Below are 17,200 nucleotides of genomic sequence, written 5' to 3' on the forward strand. Positions count from 1 at the left end.
GAGTACGGTGATGAGTCCAGGGTGAGTTGTGCCACCCGCCCGGGGCGGGCGGGTGGCTGATGTCAGTTCCCGGCCTTGCCGTAGCGGCGGAAGGCGGAGGTGTCGACCGTCCAGGGGCCGAAGGGCACCGAGTCCCCGAAGATGCAGGGGTCCTTGCGGGTGTAACGGCCCTTGCAGGGATCGGAGTGCACCTCGATCGTGCCTGTGCGCGGGTCGACGATCATGTAGCGCGGGATACCCATGGCCGGGTAGTCGTCGAGCTTATCGACATAGTCGTTGTTCGGGTTGGACGGCGAGACGATCTCGACAGCCGCGAGCACCTGAGTCGCGTCAACGGCGAGGCCTTCCTCGTCGAGGACGACCTCGGGGATGACGACCGCGTCAGGGAGCCGCATACGACCCAGTGCCGGGTGCTCGATCTCAGGGCCGCTCGCACAGATGTATCCGGGATGCGTAGTGAGGAGCTGCTCGTCCAGCTGCTTGCAGATACGGCGGATAGTGCCCTCATGCCGCTTCGACGGGCGCATCATGGCCAGTATCGGACCAGACGGCCCGATCTCGACACTCCAAGCCCCTTCGAGCCGCTCCGCGTAGGCCCCGAGATCCTCGGCGATCGCGCGCATCTTCGCGTAGTCCATGCCCATGCCCTCAGGTTAGTGAAAATCCACCTGACCTACCCCTCCCCCGCCGCCTCGAACGCCCCCCGCGCCATCCGGTGCAGCAGGGCCGCCGTGGCCCCCCGCCCCGGCAAGGTGCCCGCGCGCCCCAGGTGCGGTGTCGAGTTCAGCAGGCCGAAGACCGAGTGGACCGCCGAGCGGGCAGACGGCTCCGACAGCCCCGGATACACCTCGCGGACCACCTCCACCCACAGCTCGACGTACTGCCGCTGGAGCTGGCGCACCAGCTTGCGGTCGCTGTCGCGCAGGCGGTCCAGCTCGCGGTCGTGCAGGGTGATGAGGGGACGGTCGTCCAGGGCGAAGTCGATGTGGCCCTCGATGAGGGAGTCCAGGACCGCCGAGGGCCGGGTGTCGCCGTCGGCCTCCGACAGGCGGCGCTTGGCGCCCGTCAGCAGCTGGCCGCTGATGCCGACCAGCAGCTCGGCGAGCATCGCGTCCTTGCCCGGGAAGTGCCGGTACAGGCCGGGGCCGCTGATCCCGACCGCGGCACCTATCTCGTCGACACCGACGCCGTGGAAGCCGCGCTCGGCGAAGAGCCGGGCGGCCTCCTTGAGGATCTGCTCGCGGCGGGTCGGGGCGTCGGTTCTGGTGACCATGCAGGCAATTCTAGACAGCGAGGTTAGCGGTCGTTAACCTGATGGAAATGGTTAACGCTCATTAACAGCCGATCACAGGTTCGATCACCGGGTGAGGGGACCGCAGGATGCAGGAGGCACCGGAGCTCCGGAGCGCGGCAGATCCCGCGTCGGAGGCCTGGCGGGCCAATGAACAGGCTCATCTCGCGCTCGTGGAGGAGCTGCGCGGCAAGCTGGCCGCGGCCGCCCTCGGCGGCGGCGAGAAGGCGCGGGCCCGGCACACCGCGCGGGGCAAGCTGCTGCCGAGGGACAGGGTGGACACGCTGCTCGACCCGGGGTCGCCGTTCCTGGAGCTGGCGCCCCTCGCGGCCGACGGGATGTACGACGGGCAGGCCCCGGCCGCCGGGGTGATCGCCGGGATCGGGCGGGTCAGCGGGCGCGAGTGCGTGATCGTCGCCAATGACGCGACCGTCAAGGGCGGCACGTACTACCCGATGACCGTGAAGAAGCACCTGCGCGCCCAGGAGATCGCCCTCGACAACCGTCTGCCGTGCGTCTACCTCGTGGACTCCGGCGGTGCCTTCCTGCCCATGCAGGACGAGGTCTTCCCCGACCGCGACCACTTCGGGCGGATCTTCTACAACCAGGCCCGGATGTCCGGCGCCGGGATCCCGCAGATCGCCGCCGTGCTCGGGTCCTGCACGGCCGGTGGGGCGTATGTGCCCGCGATGAGCGACGAAGCCGTGATCGTCCGCAACCAGGGGACGATCTTCCTCGGCGGGCCTCCCCTGGTGAAGGCCGCCACCGGCGAGGTCGTCACGGCGGAGGAGCTCGGCGGCGGCGAGGTGCACTCCCGGACTTCCGGGGTCACCGACCACCTCGCCGAGGACGACGCGCACGCCCTCAGGATCGTGCGGAACATCGTCGCCACCCTCCCGGCCCGGCAGTCCCTGCCGTGGGAGGTCCAGCCGGACGTGGAGCCGAAGGTCGACCCGTACGGGCTGTACGGCGCCGTCCCGGTCGACTCCCGTACCCCCTACGACGTACGCGAGATCATCGCCCGTGTCGCCGACGGCTCCCGTTTCGCCGAGTTCAAGAGCGAGTTCGGGCAGACCCTCGTCACCGGCTTCGCGCGGATCCACGGCCACCCGGTCGGGATCGTCGCCAACAACGGCATCCTGTTCTCCGAGTCCGCCCAGAAGGGCGCCCACTTCATCGAGCTGTGCGACCAGCGCGGGATCCCGCTGGTGTTCCTGCAGAACATCTCCGGGTTCATGGTCGGCAGGGACTACGAGGCGGGCGGCATCGCCAAGCACGGCGCCAAGATGGTGACGGCCGTGGCGTGCACGCGCGTGCCGAAGCTGACCGTGGTCGTCGGCGGTTCGTACGGCGCGGGCAACTACTCGATGTGCGGCCGGGCCTACTCCCCCCGCTTCCTGTGGATGTGGCCCAACGCCAAGATCTCCGTGATGGGCGGCGAGCAGGCCGCCAGCGTCCTCGCCACGGTCAAGCGCGACCAGTTGGAGGCCCGGGGAGAGGCCTGGCCCGCCGAGGACGAGGAGGCCTTCAAGGCGCCGGTCCGCGCGCAGTACGAGCGTCAGGGCAACGCCTACTACGCCACGGCCCGCCTCTGGGACGACGGCGTGATCGACCCGCTGGAGACCCGTCAGGTGCTGGGCCTCGCCCTGACCGCCTGCGCCAACGCGCCTCTGGGAGACCCCCAGTTCGGCGTCTTCCGGATGTGAGGAGGGGAACCGTGTTCGACACAGTGCTGGTCGCCAACCGGGGCGAGATCGCCGTACGCGTCATCCGTACGCTCCGCTCGCTGGGCGTGCGCTCGGTGGCGGTCTTCTCCGACGCCGACGCCGACGCGCGGCACGTACGGGAGGCCGACACGGCGGTACGGATCGGGCCTGCGCCGGCCGCCGAGAGCTATCTGTCCATCGACCGCCTCCTGGACGCCGCCGCCCGCACCGGCGCCCAGGCCGTCCATCCCGGGTACGGCTTCCTCGCAGAGAACGCCGGGTTCGCGCGCGCCTGCGAGGAGGCGGGGCTCGTCTTCATCGGCCCGTCGGCGGACGCGATCGCGCTCATGGGCGACAAGATCCGCGCCAAGGAGACCGTGCAGGCGGCCGGGGTGCCGGTGGTGCCGGGTGGCCGTGACCCCGAGCTCGCCGAGGCGGCCCGCGCGCTGGGCGCGCCCGTGCTGCTCAAGCCCTCCGCCGGCGGTGGCGGCAAGGGTATGCGGCTGGTGCGGGACATGACCGTGCTGGAGGAGGAGATCGCCGCCGCCCGCCGCGAGGCCCGCGCCTCCTTCGGCGACGACACCCTGCTGGTGGAGCGGTGGATCGACCGGCCCCGGCACATCGAGATCCAGGTGCTCGCCGACGGCCACGGCAACGTCGTCCACCTCGGCGAGCGCGAGTGCTCGCTCCAGCGACGGCACCAGAAGATCATCGAGGAGGCGCCGAGCGTGCTCCTCGACGAGGCCACGCGCGCGGCGATGGGCGAGGCGGCCGTGCAGGCGGCCCGCAGTTGCGGGTACCGGGGCGCGGGCACGGTGGAGTTCATCGTGCCGGGCGGGGACCCGTCGCAGTACTACTTCATGGAGATGAACACCCGCCTCCAGGTGGAGCACCCCGTCACCGAGCTCGTCACCGGCCTGGACCTGGTGGAGTGGCAGCTCAGGGTGGCGGCCGGGGAGAAGCTGGGCTTCGCCCAGGAGGACGTGACGCTCACCGGGCACGCGATCGAGGCCCGGATCTGCGCGGAAGACCCCGCGCGCGGCTTCCTGCCCTCAGGCGGCACCGTCCTGCTGCTGAACGAGCCGCAGGGCGACGGCGTCCGCTCCGACTCCGGGCTGAGCGAGGGCACCGAGGTGGGCAGCCTGTACGACCCGATGCTGTCCAAGGTGATCGCCCACGGCCCCGACCGGGAGACCGCGCTCAGGAAGCTCCGGGCGGCGCTCGGGGAGACGGTCACGCTGGGCGTGCAGACCAACGCGGGGTTCCTGCGGCGGCTGCTGGCCCATCCGGCTGTTGCGGCCGGGGACCTGGACACCGGGCTGGTGGAGCGCGTGGTGGACGAGCTGGTCACCACGGACGTACCGGAGGAGGTGTACGAGGCGGCCGCGGCCGTACGCGCGAAGGCGCTGGAGCCCCGTACGGACGGCTGGGTCGACCCCTTCTCGGTGCCGAACGGCTGGCGGCTCGGCGGCACCCCGAGGCCGCCCGCCTTCCACCTCCGGGTGCAGGAACCGGTGACGTACACCCCGCGCGGCAGCTCCACCGCCACCGACGCCACGGTCTCCGTCACCCTCGACGGTGTCCGGCACACCTTCCATCGGTCCGGTGACTGGATCGGCCGCGACGGCGACGCCTGGCAGGTGCGGGACCACGACCCGGTGGCCGCGTCCCTCAGCCGGTCCGCGCACGCGGGCGCCGACTCCCTGACCGCGCCCATGCCGGGCACGGTGACCGTGGTGAAGGTCGCCGTCGGGGACGAAGTGACCGCCGGGCAGAGCCTGCTGGTGGTGGAGGCGATGAAGATGGAGCACGTCATCTCCGCCCCGCACGCCGGCACGGTCGCCGAGCTGGACGTGACGCCGGGCACGACGGTCGCCATGGACCAGGTGCTCGCCGTGATCGCACCCCACGAGGAGGTGGCGCAGTGACCGCCGAGGGTCTCCCCATGGTCGTACCGGCCCCGGACCTGCCCGCGCGGGTGCGGATCCACGAGGTCGGCGCGCGTGACGGGCTGCAGAACGAGAAGCGGACCGTACCGACCGAGATCAAGGCGGAGTTCATCCGCCGCCTCGCCGACGCGGGCCTGACCACGATCGAGGCGACGAGCTTCGTGCACCCCAAGTGGGTGCCCCAACTGGCCGACGCCGAGCAGCTGTTCCCGCTGCTCGGCGGGCTCGAAGGGGTCGAGCTGCCCGTGCTGGTGCCCAACCAGCGCGGTCTGGACCGCGCGTTGGCCCTCGGCGCCGACCGGGTCGCCGTCTTCGCCAGCGCCACCGAGTCCTTCGCGAAGGCCAACCTCAACCGCACGCTGGACGAGTCGCTCGCCGTGTTCGGGCCGGTGGTGCGGCAGGCCAAGGACCGGGGCGTGCACGTGCGCGGCTATGTGTCCATGTGCTTCGGCGACCCCTGGGAGGGCGCGGTCCCCCTCCACCAGGTGGCCCGCGTCTGCACGGCCCTGAGGGACATGGGCTGCGACGAGCTGAGCCTGGGCGACACGATCGGCGTCGCCACTCCGGGCCACGTCCTCGAACTGCTCTCCGTCCTCAACGAGAAGGGCGTGCCGACGAACGTGATCGGCGTGCACTTCCACGACACCTACGGCCAGGCGCTCGCCAACACCCTGGCCGCCCTGCAGCACGGCGTCACCACCGTGGACGCCTCGGCGGGCGGGCTCGGCGGCTGCCCCTACGCAAAGTCCGCCACCGGCAACCTCGCCACCGAGGACCTCGTCTGGATGCTGCACGGACTCGGCATCGAGACCGGGGTCGACCTCGGCCGTCTGACCGCCACGAGCGTGTGGATGGCCGCCCATCTGGACCGGCCCAGCCCGTCCCGTACCGTCCGCGCCCTCTCCCACAAGGACCAGTGATCAGCATGGACCACCGTCTCAGCCCCGAGCTGGAGGAACTCCGCCGTACGGTGGAGGAGTTCGCGCACGACGTGGTGGCGCCGAAGATCGGCGACTTCTACGAGCGGCACGAGTTCCCGTACGAGATCGTCCGCGAGATGGGCCGTATGGGCCTGTTCGGGCTGCCGTTCCCGGAGGAGTACGGCGGCATGGGCGGCGACTATCTGGCCCTCGGAATCGCCCTGGAGGAGCTGGCCCGGGTGGACTCCTCGGTGGCGATCACCCTGGAGGCGGGCGTCTCCCTGGGTGCCATGCCCCTCCACCTCTTCGGTACGGAGGAGCAGAAGCAGGCGTGGCTGCCCCGCCTGTGTTCGGGCGAGATCCTGGGCGCGTTCGGCCTGACCGAGCCGGACGGCGGCAGCGACGCCGGAGCGACCCGTACGACGGCCCGCCTCGACCCCGACACGAACGAATGGGTGATCAACGGCACGAAGTGCTTCATCACCAACTCGGGCACGGACATCACGGGCCTGGTGACGGTGACCGCCGTGACGGGCCGCAAGCCGGACGGCAAGCCGCAGATCTCGTCGATCATCGTGCCGTCCGGCACCCCGGGCTTCACGGTGGCGGCTCCCTACTCGAAGGTCGGCTGGAACGCCTCCGACACGCGCGAGCTGTCCTTCGCCGATGTCCGCGTCCCGGCCGCCAACCTGCTCGGCGAGGAGGGCCGCGGTTACGCCCAGTTCCTGCGCATCCTGGACGAGGGCCGGATCGCCATCGCGGCCCTCGCGACGGGCCTGGCCCAGGGCTGTGTGGACGAGTCGGTGAAGTACGCCAAGGAACGCCAGGCCTTCGGCCGGCCGATCGGCGCCAACCAGGCCATCCAGTTCAAGATCGCCGACATGGAGATGAAGGCCCACACGGCGCGCCTGGCCTGGCGCGACGCGGCGAGCCGCCTGGTGGCCGGCGAGCCCTTCAAGAAGGAGGCCGCCCTCGCCAAGCTCTACTCCTCCACGGTCGCCGTCGACAACGCCCGGGACGCCACCCAGATCCACGGCGGCTACGGCTTCATGAACGAGTACCCGGTGGCCCGCATGTGGCGCGACTCCAAGATCCTGGAGATCGGCGAGGGCACGAGCGAGGTCCAGCGGATGCTCATCGCGCGGGAACTGGGGCTGGTGAGCTGAGACAGCGGCCTGACGTGAGGGCGAGCCAGGCCCGCCCTCACCCGGGCCGGAGCCTCAGCCGTCGGTCAGGGTGCGGTCCAGGAGGGGCAGCAGGCGGTCCCAGTGGCGCTGCAGTGCGTCGGTGTCGAAGGCGTCGGTGTCGGACATGGTGAAGCCGTGGACGGTGCCGGGGTAGATCTCGGAGGTGTAGCTGACACCCGCGGCGTCCAGGGCCTGGTTGAGTTCGCCGAGGGCCTCGGGCGTCATGTCGGTTTCGGCATGGCCGAGGTGGACCTCGGCGGTGAGCTCGGACACGAGGCGGTGCATCTCGGGCCCGTCGGCGCCCACGGGGCCGTGGAATTCGGCGACGGCGGCCACCTGGCCGGGGTGGGCCGCGGCGGTGCGCATCGCCAGGAGGCCGCCGAAGCAGTAGCCGGTCACCGCGACCGGTCCGGCGGCGACCTCGGGCCGGCTGGTGAGGAACCCGAGGTAGGCGTCGGCGTCGCGCAGGACACGTTCGGCGGTGTGCGCCTCGATCAAGGGCATCAGCTGGGCGATGAGCGCGCGCCGGACGTCTCCCCCGATGTACTCGGGAAGCTCGAACAGCGGTGCCGGGCCGTGCCGGTAGAAGAAGTTGGGGACGAGCACGTAGTACCCGTGCCCGGCCAGTTCGCAGGCCATCTCCCGCAGCACGGGCCGGATGCCGAAGGCGTCCGCGTACATCAGCACCCCTGGGTGCCGCCCGCCACCGTCGGGGAAGGCGGCGAAGGCGTCGGCCCGTCCGTCCGGGGTGGGGATCTGCAGCATCTTGGTGGACATGAGTTCTCCTGTCGTGGTTGACGTGTCGAGCCTGCGGTCAACACGACGGAGGCGGAGCGCGCGCAGCAGCAGATCCCCGGTCGAACAGCGGGCCCGCACCGGCCCGTACGGCGCTCAGCGGAGCACCGGGTCACCCGTCCGTGTGTGGCGCGATGCCGTCCCGGTAGTCATCGCCGCCCAACCTAGCCCACCGGACAGAACCGATGCCAGCACCCTTTCGCCAGGTCCACTCAGTCGGCTTGCTGCCGATGGGAGCGGCCGACGAGAACGGCCCCGCCCTGCCGCACGGGCCCGTCGGCCGGCGTCAGCCCCGACGGGAGAGCGCCGGTGATGCGGGCCGTGTGGCGGTAGGCCCGCAGGGCGGCGGCCAAGGCGCGGCCCTGGGCGGGCGGGGCGGCCAGGGCTTCGTCCAGCCGGGTGGTGAACCGGTTCCAGCGGGCCCGGTCACCGCTCGCGTAGTAGGCCGTGCCGTCGGTGCCGTGCAGGCCGTAGGCGCGGCTGACGTACCGGCACAGGTGCAGGGCGCCGAGGGTCGAGCCCTCCAGGACGTACAGGAAACCGAGCAGTGAGAGCGGGTCCGCGGCCGCCGTCGTACGGATGTCCGCCGTGAAGGCCGCCGCGTGCGCCGCGGGCCACCGGCCGGGGGTGGTGCCACGGCTCGCGAAATGGCGCAGATCGCGCTCGATCAGCGGGGCCTTCCGCAGGTCCTCCGCCGCCCACAGACCGGCGACGGACGGGGCGACGGCTCGGGAGAGTTCCGTCTCCAGCTCACCCAGCACCAGGCGCAGAGCGGCCAGTTGGGCCGTGTAGCGGGCGAGGGGGAGGGTGCCGTCGAGCAGCGCGGTGGCGAAGCCGGTGCGCTCCAGGGCGTCGTGGCAGTCCCGGGTGCCGGCGCGCAGCCGGGCCGATGCGGTCGTCGTCATACGGCGCTCCGGCGCCGGAGGGTGTCGTGGAGGCGGTCGATGAGGTGGCCCTTGCGTTCGACGGTGAGGTCGAAGTAGGCGGCGCTGTGCGGGGAGCGGCACACGCGGCGGACGGCGTCCTTGGCGGCCTGTTTGCGCTCGACGGCCTCGCCGGACAGCGCGAGGAGCGTGCGGTCGAGGTCCGGGTGGCCGAGGACGTACTGCCGCAGCCGCTCGCCGTGCAGTGCCGCGCGGCCGGACGGGGGCGCGGAGTCGAGGAGTTCCAGGAAGACGCGGTTGCCCAGCCCGGCGTAGTCCTCGTGGGTGCGGGCGCCGGCGAACTCGGGCACGAAGTCGGTCAGGTCGTTGAACAGCTGGCTGGCCAGGCCGAGTTGGCGCATGGCCTCGTTCAGGGTGTCGCGCTCGTCCGCGACGACGCGCAGGGCGGCCAGCGCCGCGTCGAGCGGCATGCGGAACAGCGTGCCGGTCTTCAGCGCGGCCATCGACTCCCAGAACGCGACCCGCGCCGCGTGCGGCGCGTCGGCCAGTTCGGCGCGGGTGCGGGGCGAGCGGGTGGCGATGTCGACGGCCTGCCCCTGGAAACCGTGGGCCACTGATCCGAGCAGGCTGCCGACGACGGCGGGGTCGGCCGCGTGCGCCAGGGCGGCCGCGATCAGCCAGGAGCCGGTGTTGACGGCGAGCGGCACACCGTGGGTGCTGTGCAGTGCGGGTTCGCCGTAGCGGACGGCGCTGCCGTCCTGTACGTCGTCGAGCGCGACCGCGGCCTTCAGCAGGACGCGGACGGCGACGGCGGCCCGGCGGACCGCGGCGAGTCCCTCGCCCTCCGCCGCCGGCCCGTCGAATCCCCGGTAGTTGCGGTAGGCCCAGTAGACCATCGACGGCCGCAGCGGCCGTCCGCCGCCGGGCGCGCCGGGAGCGGGCCGCAGGGCCTCCTGGCCGGCCTTGGATCCGACGGCGTCGGCGACCGGCCCGTACAGGGCGCGCCCGAGGGCAGCGTCGTAGACGGAGTCCGCCGCTCCGGACGGCACCGGGGCCAGTGCGGCGAGGAACCGGTCCAGGTCCGCCTCCAGAAGTGCGGCGTCCTCCCGGACCACCGCATCCACCCGTACGCCGCTCGACGTCGTCGTCACGCACACCTCCGTCTCGATCAACACCTCACAGGAGCCAACGCGCGACTCAACGTAGCGAGACATGATCCAAACGGCCACGGAAGAGGGGGGAAGTCGCGAGGCGGACGGCGGAAGTTGACCGGATTCGCTCGTCTCGCACGGGGCGCGTGAGCCGCCCCCTCCTGGACATCAAGGAAGGTTAGGCTAACCTACCTTCGAACCTGTCCGGCGGGCGCTCCGCCCCGTTCGAAAGCAGTCATACCCATGTCGCATGCCCGTGCCACCCACCTCACTCGCCGCGGCCTCCTCGCCGTCGGCGGCGCCGTCGGACTCGGTGCCGCGCTCGCCGCCTGCGGGGACGACAAGGGCAAAGACGGTGGGTCCGGCAAGGGCACGACGGCCGCCAAGTCCGGGCCCTGGTCCTTCAAGGACGACCGCGGCACGACCGTGAAGCTCGGCGAGGTCCCGGCGAACATCGTCGCCTTCACCGGCGTCGGCGCCGCGCTCCACGACTACGGCGTCCAGGTCAAGGGCGTCTTCGGTCCGACAACGACCAAGGACGGCAAGGCCGATGTCCAGGCCGGCGACATGGACGTCAGCAAGGTGACGGTTCTCGGCAACGCCTGGGGCCAGTTCAACATCGAGAAGTACGCCTCGCTCGCGCCGGACGTGCTGATCACGACGATGTTCGACGACGCCGGCACCCTCTGGTACGTCCCCGAGGAGTCGAAGAAGAAGATCGCCCAGCTGGCCCCCGACATCGGCATCTCGGTCTACGACCGCCAGATCACCCAGCCGCTGCAGCGCATGTGGGACCTGGCCGAATCGCTGGGGGCGGACATGAAGGCCGCGAAGGTGACCGACGCCAAGGAGCGGTTCGAGGCCGCGGCGGCCCGGCTGCGCGCCGCCGCCAAGGCCAAGCCGGACATCAAGGTCATGGCAGGCAGCGCCGGCGACCAGCTGTTCTACGTCTCCGGCACCAAACTCTCGGTCGACCTGGAGTACTTCAAGGCCCTCGGCGTGAACTTCGTCGAGCCCCCGCAGAGCGCCAAGAAGCAGGGCGGTGGCTGGTACGAGTCGCTGAGCTGGGAGAACGTCGACAAGTACAAGGCCGACGTCATCATGATGGACGACCGGTCGTCGGCCATCCAGCCGGCCGACATCACCAAGCCGACCTGGCAGAAGCTGCCCGCGGTGAAGGCGGGTCAGGTCATCGCCCGGTCACCCGAGCCGATCCTTTCGTACGACAAGTGCGTGCCGCTTCTGAACAACCTGGCCGAGGCCCTGGAGAAGGCCAAGAAGGCCAGCTGAGGAGCTCCTGATGACGACGGCCGTAGCCACCCCCTTCCGTTTCTTCTCTCTGCAGGTCGTACGGACGAGGCGGCTGGGGCCGTCCCTCGTCCGCGTCACCTTCGGCGGCGCCGATCTGCACGCGTTCCACTCCGACGGGCGCGACCAGTCCCTCTCCCTGTTCCTGCCGCATCCGGGCCAACCGGAGCCCGTCGTTCCCCTGGACCTGGGCGACAGTTGGTGGCAGGCCTGGCGTGAACTGCCCGATGACGTACGGGCGGTGATGCGCTCGTACACGCTCCGGTCGCTGCGCCGGGACGCCGAGGGCAGCACGGTCGAGATCGACATCGACTTCGCGCTGCACGGCATCGAGCCCGGCGCCCCCGCCCCCGCCGGCCCCGCCTCCCGCTGGGCCGCCGGCGCCACCCCCGGCGACCGGGTGCTGCTGCTCGGCCCGGCGATCGCCGACAACCGCGCCATCCGCTTCCGCCCGCCCATGGACACCGACCTCGTCGTCCTGTGCGGCGACGAGACCGCCGTACCGGCCGCGACCGCCATCCTGGAGTCCCTGCCCGCCGGCACGTGCGCCCGGGCCTGGCTGGAGGTGCCGCACGCCGGTGACATCCAGGACGTGCACACGGAGGCGGACGCGGAGATCACGTGGCTCGTACGGCACGACGGGTCCCCCATGGCCGTCGACGCCGTACGGGCCGCACGACTTCCCCCTGCCGGGCGGCCGTACGTGTGGATCGCCGGCGAGTCGGGGCGGGTGAAGGCGCTGCGGCGGCACTTCGTCGGCGAGCGCGGGGTCGACCGGCGGCGGGTGACCTTCGTCGGGTACTGGCGACAGGGGATGGCCGAGGAAGAGCTGCGGGCGGCCGGGTAACTCCCTTGCGCGTGGCGCCGGTCACGGGTGAGGAGCGCCTTGATCCAATAAAGTTAGGTTAGGCTAACCTAAGCTGAAAGCGGTTCCGTTCAATCCCCGCACGGACTGTCCCCTCGGAGGACCCCCACATGCGCTCGCACCTGCTCAATGGCCTCACCACGGAGCACTACCGCAGCTCCGTGACCGAAGGAGTCGAGCGGGTGGCGGCCAAACTCGCCACCACCGACCGTCCGTTCACCGGCGTCACCGTCGACGCCCTCTCCCCCCGGATCGACGCCATCGACCTGGACCGCCCGCTCGGTGACACCGCCGCCGCCCTGGACGAACTGGAGGACGTCTACCTGCGCGACGCGGTCTACTTCCACCACCCCCGCTACCTCGCCCACCTCAACTGCCCGGTCGTCATCCCCGCGGTGCTCGGCGAGGCCGTGCTCTCGGCGGTCAACTCCTCCCTCGACACCTGGGACCAGTCCGCCGGCGGGACTCTCATCGAGCGCAGGCTCATCGACTGGACGGCCCACCGGATCGGCCTCGGGCCCGCCGCCGACGGCGTGTTCACCTCGGGCGGCACGCAGTCCAACCTCCAGGCGCTGCTGCTGGCGCGGGAGGAGGCGAAGACCGACAGCCCGGCCGAACTACGGGTCTTCGCCTCCGAGGTCAGCCACTTCAGTGTGCAGAAGTCCGCCAAACTCCTCGGGCTGGGCCAGGAGGCGGTCGTCCCCGTCCCCGTCGACCACGACAAGCGGCTGCAGACCGTCGCCCTCGCCCATGAGCTGGAACGCTGCCGGCGCGACGGGCTGGTGCCGATGGCGGTCGTCGCCACCGCCGGCACCACCGACTTCGGTTCGATCGACCCGCTCCCGGAGATCGCCGAGCTGTGCGCCCAGTACGGCGTGTGGATGCACGTCGACGCGGCCTACGGCTGCGGACTGCTCGCCTCGCCCACCCGCCGTCACCTCCTCGCCGGCATCGACCGAGCCGACTCCGTCACGGTCGACTACCACAAGTCCTTCTTCCAGCCGGTGAGTTCGTCCGCCGTGCTGGTCCGCGACGCGGCCACCCTGCGCCACGCCACCTACCACGCCGAGTACCTCAACCCGCGCCGCATGGTGCAGGAACGCATCCCCAACCAGGTCGACAAGTCCCTGCAGACCACCCGCCGCTTCGACGCCCTCAAGCTGTGGCTGACCCTGCGGGTGATGGGCGCGGACGGCGTCGGCGAACTCTTCGACGAGGTCTGCGCCCTGGCAGCGGAGGGCTGGAAACTGCTCGCCGCCGACCCCCGCTACGACGTCGTCGTCGAGCCCGCCCTGTCCACCCTGGTCTTCCGCTACATCCCGGCGGCCGTCACCGACCCGACCGAGATCGACCGCGCCAACCTCCAAGCCCGCAAGGCCCTGTTCGCCTCCGGTGACGCCGTGGTCGCCGGGACCAAGGTCGGCGGCCGCCACTACCTGAAGTTCACCCTGCTCAACCCCGAGACGACGCCGGCCGACATCGCCGCCGTCCTCGACCTGATCGCCGGCCACGCCGAGCAGTACCTGGGAGAGTGCCTTGACCGCGCGTCCTGAAGCCCCGGAAAACACCTACGACTTCGTGGGGATCGGGCTCGGCCCCTTCAACCTCGGCCTCGCCTGCCTCACCGAACCCATCGCCGGCCTGAACGGGGTCTTCCTGGACTCCAAGCCGCACTTCGAGTGGCACGCCGGGATGTTCCTGGACGGCGCCCACCTCCAGACCCCGTTCATGTCGGACCTGGTCACCCTCGCCGACCCGACCTCGCCGTACTCCTTCCTCAACTACCTGAAGGAAAAGGGAAGACTGTACCCGTTCTACATCCGCGAGAACTTCTATCCGCTGCGGACCGAGTACGACGACTACTGCCGCTGGGCGGCGGGCAAACTCGGCAGCCTCCGTTTCGGCACGACGGTCACCGAGGTGACGTACGAGGACGAGCTGTACGTCGTGCACACGCAGGCCGGTGAGACGTTCCGCGCCCGGCACCTGGTCCTGGGCACGGGGACGACCCCCTACGTCCCGCAGGCCTGCCAGCAGCTGGCCGGTGACTTCCTGCACAACTCCCAGTACCTGCACCGCAAGGCGGAGCTGCAGCGGAAGAAGTCCATCACGATCGTCGGCAGCGGCCAGAGCGCGGCCGAGATCTACCACGAGCTGCTCGCCGAGATCGACGCCCACGGCTACCAGCTCAACTGGGTCACCCGCTCCCCCCGGTTCTTCCCCCTCGAATACACCAAGCTGACCCTGGAGATGACCAGCCCGGACTACGTCGACTACTTCCGCGCGCTGCCGGAAGAGACCCGCTACCGGCTGGAGAAGCAGCAGAAGGGCCTGTTCAAGGGCATCAACTCGGATCTGATCGACTCGATCTTCGACCTGCTCTACCAGAAGGACGTCGAGAGCGGGGACCGCCCGGTCCCCACCCGCCTCCTCACCAACTCAACGCTCACGCACGCCAGCTACGAGGACGGCACCTACACCCTCGGCTTCCACCAGGACGAGCAGGGCAAGGACTTCGAGATCCGCACCGAGGGCCTGCTGCTGGCCACCGGCTACCACTACGAGCCCCCGGCCTTCCTCGCCCCCGTCCGGGACCGCCTCCGCTTCGACGGACACGGCCGCTTCGACGTCGCCCGCAACTACGCCATCGACGTCACCGGCCGAGGCGTCTTCCTGCAGAACGCCGGCGTCCACACCCACAGCATCACCAGCCCCGACCTGGGCATGGGCGCGTACCGCAACTCGTACATCATCCGCGAGCTGCTCGGCAGCGAGTACTACCCGGTCGAGAAGACCATCGCGTTCCAGGAGTTCGCCGTATGACCAGCGAGAACACGAGCTTCACCGTCCGCCCCGTCGACCCGCTGCAGGACGCCGAGCTGCTGCACTCCTGGGTCACCCACCCCAAGGCGGCCTTCTGGATGATGCAGGACGCGAGACTGGAGGACGTCGAGCGGGCGTACATGAAGATCGCGGCGGACGAACACCATCACGCGCTGCTCGGGTTGCGCGACGGGGAGCCGGTGTTCCTGATGGAAAGGTACGACCCCGCGCACCGCGAACTGGTCGGCCTGTACGAGCGCCGACCGGGCGACGTCGGCATGCACTTCCTGGTCGCACCGACCGACACGCCCGTGCACGGGTTCACGCGGGCAGTCATCACCGCCGTGATGGCGCATCTCTTCGAGGATCCGGCGACTGTGCGCGTGGTGGTCGAACCGGACGTGGACAACAAGGCCGTGCACGCGCTGAACAAGGCCGTCGGCTTCGCACCCGAGCGGGAGATCCAGAAGCCGGAGAAAAAGGCCCTGCTGAGCTTCTGCACGCGCGAGCGGTTCGTCGCCGCGACGGGGGTGGCTGCCTGATGAGCCCCGCCGACGCCGTGGCCCACCTCTCTCCCGAGCGCTGGGCGAGTGCCAGCCGCCTGCTCATCCGCAAGGCGCTCGCGGAGTTCGCGCACGAGCGCCTGATCACGCCCGAGGGGGACGGCAACCGGTACGTCGTGCGCAGCGACGACGGACTCACCGCCTACCGGTTCGCCGCCACCCTGCGCGCCCTCGACCACTGGCAGATCGACACCGACTCCATCACCCGCCACCGCGACGGCGCCGAACTCCCCCTGGCCGTCCTCGACTTCTTCATGGAGCTGAAGGACTCACTGGGCCTGAGCGACGAGATCCTGCCGGTCTACCTGGAGGAGATCTCCTCCACCCTCTCCGGCACCTGCTACAAGCTCGCCAAACCGAAGGTGACCTCCGCCGAGCTGGCCCGCCAGGGCTTCCAGGCGATCGAGACCGGGATGACCGAGGGTCACCCGTGCTTCGTCGCGAACAACGGGCGGCTCGGGTTCGGCATCCACGAGTACCTGTCGTACGCCCCGGAGACCGCGAGCCCCGTCCGGCTGGTGTGGCTGGCCGCGCACCGCTCGCGGGCCGCGTTCACGGCGGGTGCCGGGATCGAGTACGGCTCCTTCCTGCGGGAGGAACTGGGCGAGCCGACCCTGACCCGCTTCCACGCAACCCTCACCGGCCAGGGACTGGACCCCGCCGACTACCTCCTCATCCCCGTCCACCCCTGGCAGTGGTGGAACAAGCTCTCCGTCACCTTCGCCGCCGAGGTGGCCCGCCGGCACCTGGTCTGCCTCGGCGAGGGCGACGACGAGTACCTGGCCCAGCAGTCCATACGCACCTTCTTCAACTCCAGCGACCCGCACAAGCACTATGTGAAGACGGCCCTGTCCGTCCTCAACATGGGTTTCATGCGGGGCCTGTCGGCGGCCTACATGGAGGCCACCCCGGCGATCAACGACTGGCTGGCCCAGCTGATCGAGAACGACACCCTGCTGAAGTCGACAGGTCTGTCGATCATCCGGGAGCGTGCGGCAGTCGGCTACCGGCACCTGGAGTACGAGCAGGCGACCGACCGCTACTCGCCGTACCGCAGGATGCTGGCCGCGCTGTGGCGGGAGAGCCCGGTGCCGGGCCTCCAGGACGGTGAGTCCCTCGCCACCATGGCCTCCCTCCTCCACGTGGACCACACCGGCGCCTCCTTCACGGGCGCCCTGATCGAGCGCTCGGGCCTCAGCCCGGCGGAGTGGCTGCGCCGCTACCTCCGCGCCTACTACACCCCGCTCCTGCACAGCTTCTACGCCTACGACCTGGTGTTCATGCCGCACGGCGAGAACGTGATCCTGGTTCTGAAGGACGGGGTGGTGCAACGGGCGGTCTACAAGGACATCGCCGAGGAGATAGCGGTGATGGACCCGGACGCGGTCCTGCCGCCGGAGGTGCGCCGGATCCGCGTCGAGGTCCCGGAGGAGAAGAAGCTCCTCTCCCTCTTCACGGACGTCTTCGACTGCTTCTTCCGCTTCCTCGCTGCCCATCTCGCCGCCGAGGCGATCCTGGAGGAGGACGCCTTCTGGCGCACGGTCGCGGAGGTCACCCGCGAATACCAGAACGCGAACCCCCAACTGGCCGACAGGTTCCGCCAGTACGACATGTTCGCCCCGGAGTTCGCCCTGTCCTGCCTGAACCGACTCCAACTGCGCAACAACAAGCAGATGGTCGACCTCACCGACCCCTCCGGCGCCCTGCAACTGGTGGGCACCCTGAAGAACCCCATGGCGAACCTGTAACGCCTCCCAG

General features: G+C 70.5%; 15 protein-coding genes. 10 read left to right on the forward strand and 5 right to left on the reverse strand.

Annotation, left to right across the window (positions count from 1 at the left end; genetic code table 11):
* Window positions 1-62: 62 nt before the first annotated feature.
* Both ACWGJ5_RS27180 and ACWGJ5_RS27185 read right to left on the reverse strand, forming a co-directional pair.
* Window positions 63-638 (reverse strand): Uma2 family endonuclease, encoded by a 576-nt coding sequence (locus ACWGJ5_RS27180; protein ID WP_453312411.1) that lies wholly within the window; start codon window positions 636-638, stop codon window positions 63-65.
* 35 nt (window positions 639-673) lie between these two features.
* Window positions 674-1,273 carry an SACE_7040 family transcriptional regulator gene (locus tag ACWGJ5_RS27185; protein ID WP_453312292.1) on the reverse strand — a complete coding sequence of 200 codons (600 nt, stop codon included), beginning with the start codon at window positions 1,271-1,273 and terminating at the stop codon, window positions 674-676.
* Window positions 1,274-1,380: 107 nt separating this feature from the next.
* Between ACWGJ5_RS27185 and ACWGJ5_RS27190 the strand changes: the two genes are divergently transcribed.
* Genes ACWGJ5_RS27190 through ACWGJ5_RS27205 form a run of 4 tightly spaced genes read left to right on the forward strand, consistent with a single transcriptional unit; the run spans window position 1,381 to window position 7,032 of the window.
* On the forward strand, window positions 1,381-2,997 hold the full coding sequence (locus tag ACWGJ5_RS27190) for a carboxyl transferase domain-containing protein (RefSeq protein ID WP_453312293.1): 1,617 nt from the start codon (window positions 1,381-1,383) through the stop codon (window positions 2,995-2,997).
* An 11-nt stretch (window positions 2,998-3,008) separates the two neighbouring features.
* Window positions 3,009-4,925, forward strand: a complete 1,917-nt coding sequence (locus ACWGJ5_RS27195; RefSeq protein WP_453312294.1) for an ATP-binding protein — start codon at window positions 3,009-3,011, stop codon at window positions 4,923-4,925.
* On the forward strand, window positions 4,922-5,866 hold the full coding sequence (locus tag ACWGJ5_RS27200) for a hydroxymethylglutaryl-CoA lyase (RefSeq protein WP_453312295.1): 945 nt from the start codon (window positions 4,922-4,924) through the stop codon (window positions 5,864-5,866). Before ACWGJ5_RS27195 ends, ACWGJ5_RS27200 begins: the two co-directional genes overlap by 4 nt.
* 5 nt (window positions 5,867-5,871) lie before the next feature.
* Window positions 5,872-7,032, forward strand: a complete 1,161-nt coding sequence (locus ACWGJ5_RS27205; RefSeq protein ID WP_453312296.1) for an acyl-CoA dehydrogenase family protein — start codon at window positions 5,872-5,874, stop codon at window positions 7,030-7,032.
* Window positions 7,033-7,086: 54 nt separating this feature from the next.
* On the opposite strand, the gene ACWGJ5_RS27210 is transcribed toward ACWGJ5_RS27205, so the two are convergent.
* The 3 genes from ACWGJ5_RS27210 to ACWGJ5_RS27220 form a co-directional block, all read right to left on the reverse strand.
* Window positions 7,087-7,830 carry a dienelactone hydrolase family protein gene (locus ACWGJ5_RS27210; protein WP_453312297.1) on the reverse strand — a complete coding sequence of 248 codons (744 nt, stop codon included), beginning with the start codon at window positions 7,828-7,830 and terminating at the stop codon, window positions 7,087-7,089.
* Window positions 7,831-8,060: 230 nt separating this feature from the next.
* Entirely contained in the window at window positions 8,061-8,753 is a 693-nt protein-coding gene (locus ACWGJ5_RS27215) for a biliverdin-producing heme oxygenase (RefSeq protein WP_453312298.1), read from the reverse strand.
* Window positions 8,750-9,883 (reverse strand): polyprenyl synthetase family protein, encoded by a 1,134-nt coding sequence (locus ACWGJ5_RS27220; RefSeq protein ID WP_453312299.1) that lies wholly within the window; start codon window positions 9,881-9,883, stop codon window positions 8,750-8,752. The genes ACWGJ5_RS27215 and ACWGJ5_RS27220 overlap by 4 nt, the downstream gene beginning before the upstream one ends.
* Window positions 9,884-10,126: 243 nt before the next feature.
* Here ACWGJ5_RS27220 and ACWGJ5_RS27225 point away from each other — a divergent pair, with 243 nt between their 5' ends.
* The 6 genes from ACWGJ5_RS27225 (at window position 10,127) to ACWGJ5_RS27250 (ending at window position 17,190) form a co-directional block, all read left to right on the forward strand.
* Window positions 10,127-11,173 (forward strand): ABC transporter substrate-binding protein, encoded by a 1,047-nt coding sequence (locus ACWGJ5_RS27225; RefSeq protein ID WP_453312300.1) that lies wholly within the window; start codon window positions 10,127-10,129, stop codon window positions 11,171-11,173.
* 10 nt (window positions 11,174-11,183) lie between these two features.
* Window positions 11,184-12,038, forward strand: coding sequence for a siderophore-interacting protein (locus tag ACWGJ5_RS27230; RefSeq protein ID WP_453312301.1), 855 nt, complete (start codon window positions 11,184-11,186; stop codon window positions 12,036-12,038).
* Window positions 12,039-12,166: 128 nt separating this feature from the next.
* Window positions 12,167-13,609 carry a lysine decarboxylase DesA gene (gene desA / locus ACWGJ5_RS27235; protein ID WP_453312302.1) on the forward strand — a complete coding sequence of 481 codons (1,443 nt, stop codon included), beginning with the start codon at window positions 12,167-12,169 and terminating at the stop codon, window positions 13,607-13,609.
* Entirely contained in the window at window positions 13,593-14,879 is a 1,287-nt protein-coding gene (locus ACWGJ5_RS27240) for a lysine N(6)-hydroxylase/L-ornithine N(5)-oxygenase family protein (protein WP_453312303.1), read from the forward strand. Before desA ends, ACWGJ5_RS27240 begins: the two co-directional genes overlap by 17 nt.
* A complete protein-coding gene (locus ACWGJ5_RS27245) occupies window positions 14,876-15,421 on the forward strand; it encodes a GNAT family N-acetyltransferase (protein ID WP_453312304.1) in 546 nt (181 codons plus the stop codon). Before ACWGJ5_RS27240 ends, ACWGJ5_RS27245 begins: the two co-directional genes overlap by 4 nt.
* Entirely contained in the window at window positions 15,421-17,190 is a 1,770-nt protein-coding gene (locus ACWGJ5_RS27250; protein WP_453312305.1) for an IucA/IucC family protein, read from the forward strand. Before ACWGJ5_RS27245 ends, ACWGJ5_RS27250 begins: the two co-directional genes overlap by 1 nt.
* Window positions 17,191-17,200: the final 10 nt, after the last annotated feature.

The organism is Streptomyces sp. NPDC054783 (assembly GCF_053611725.1).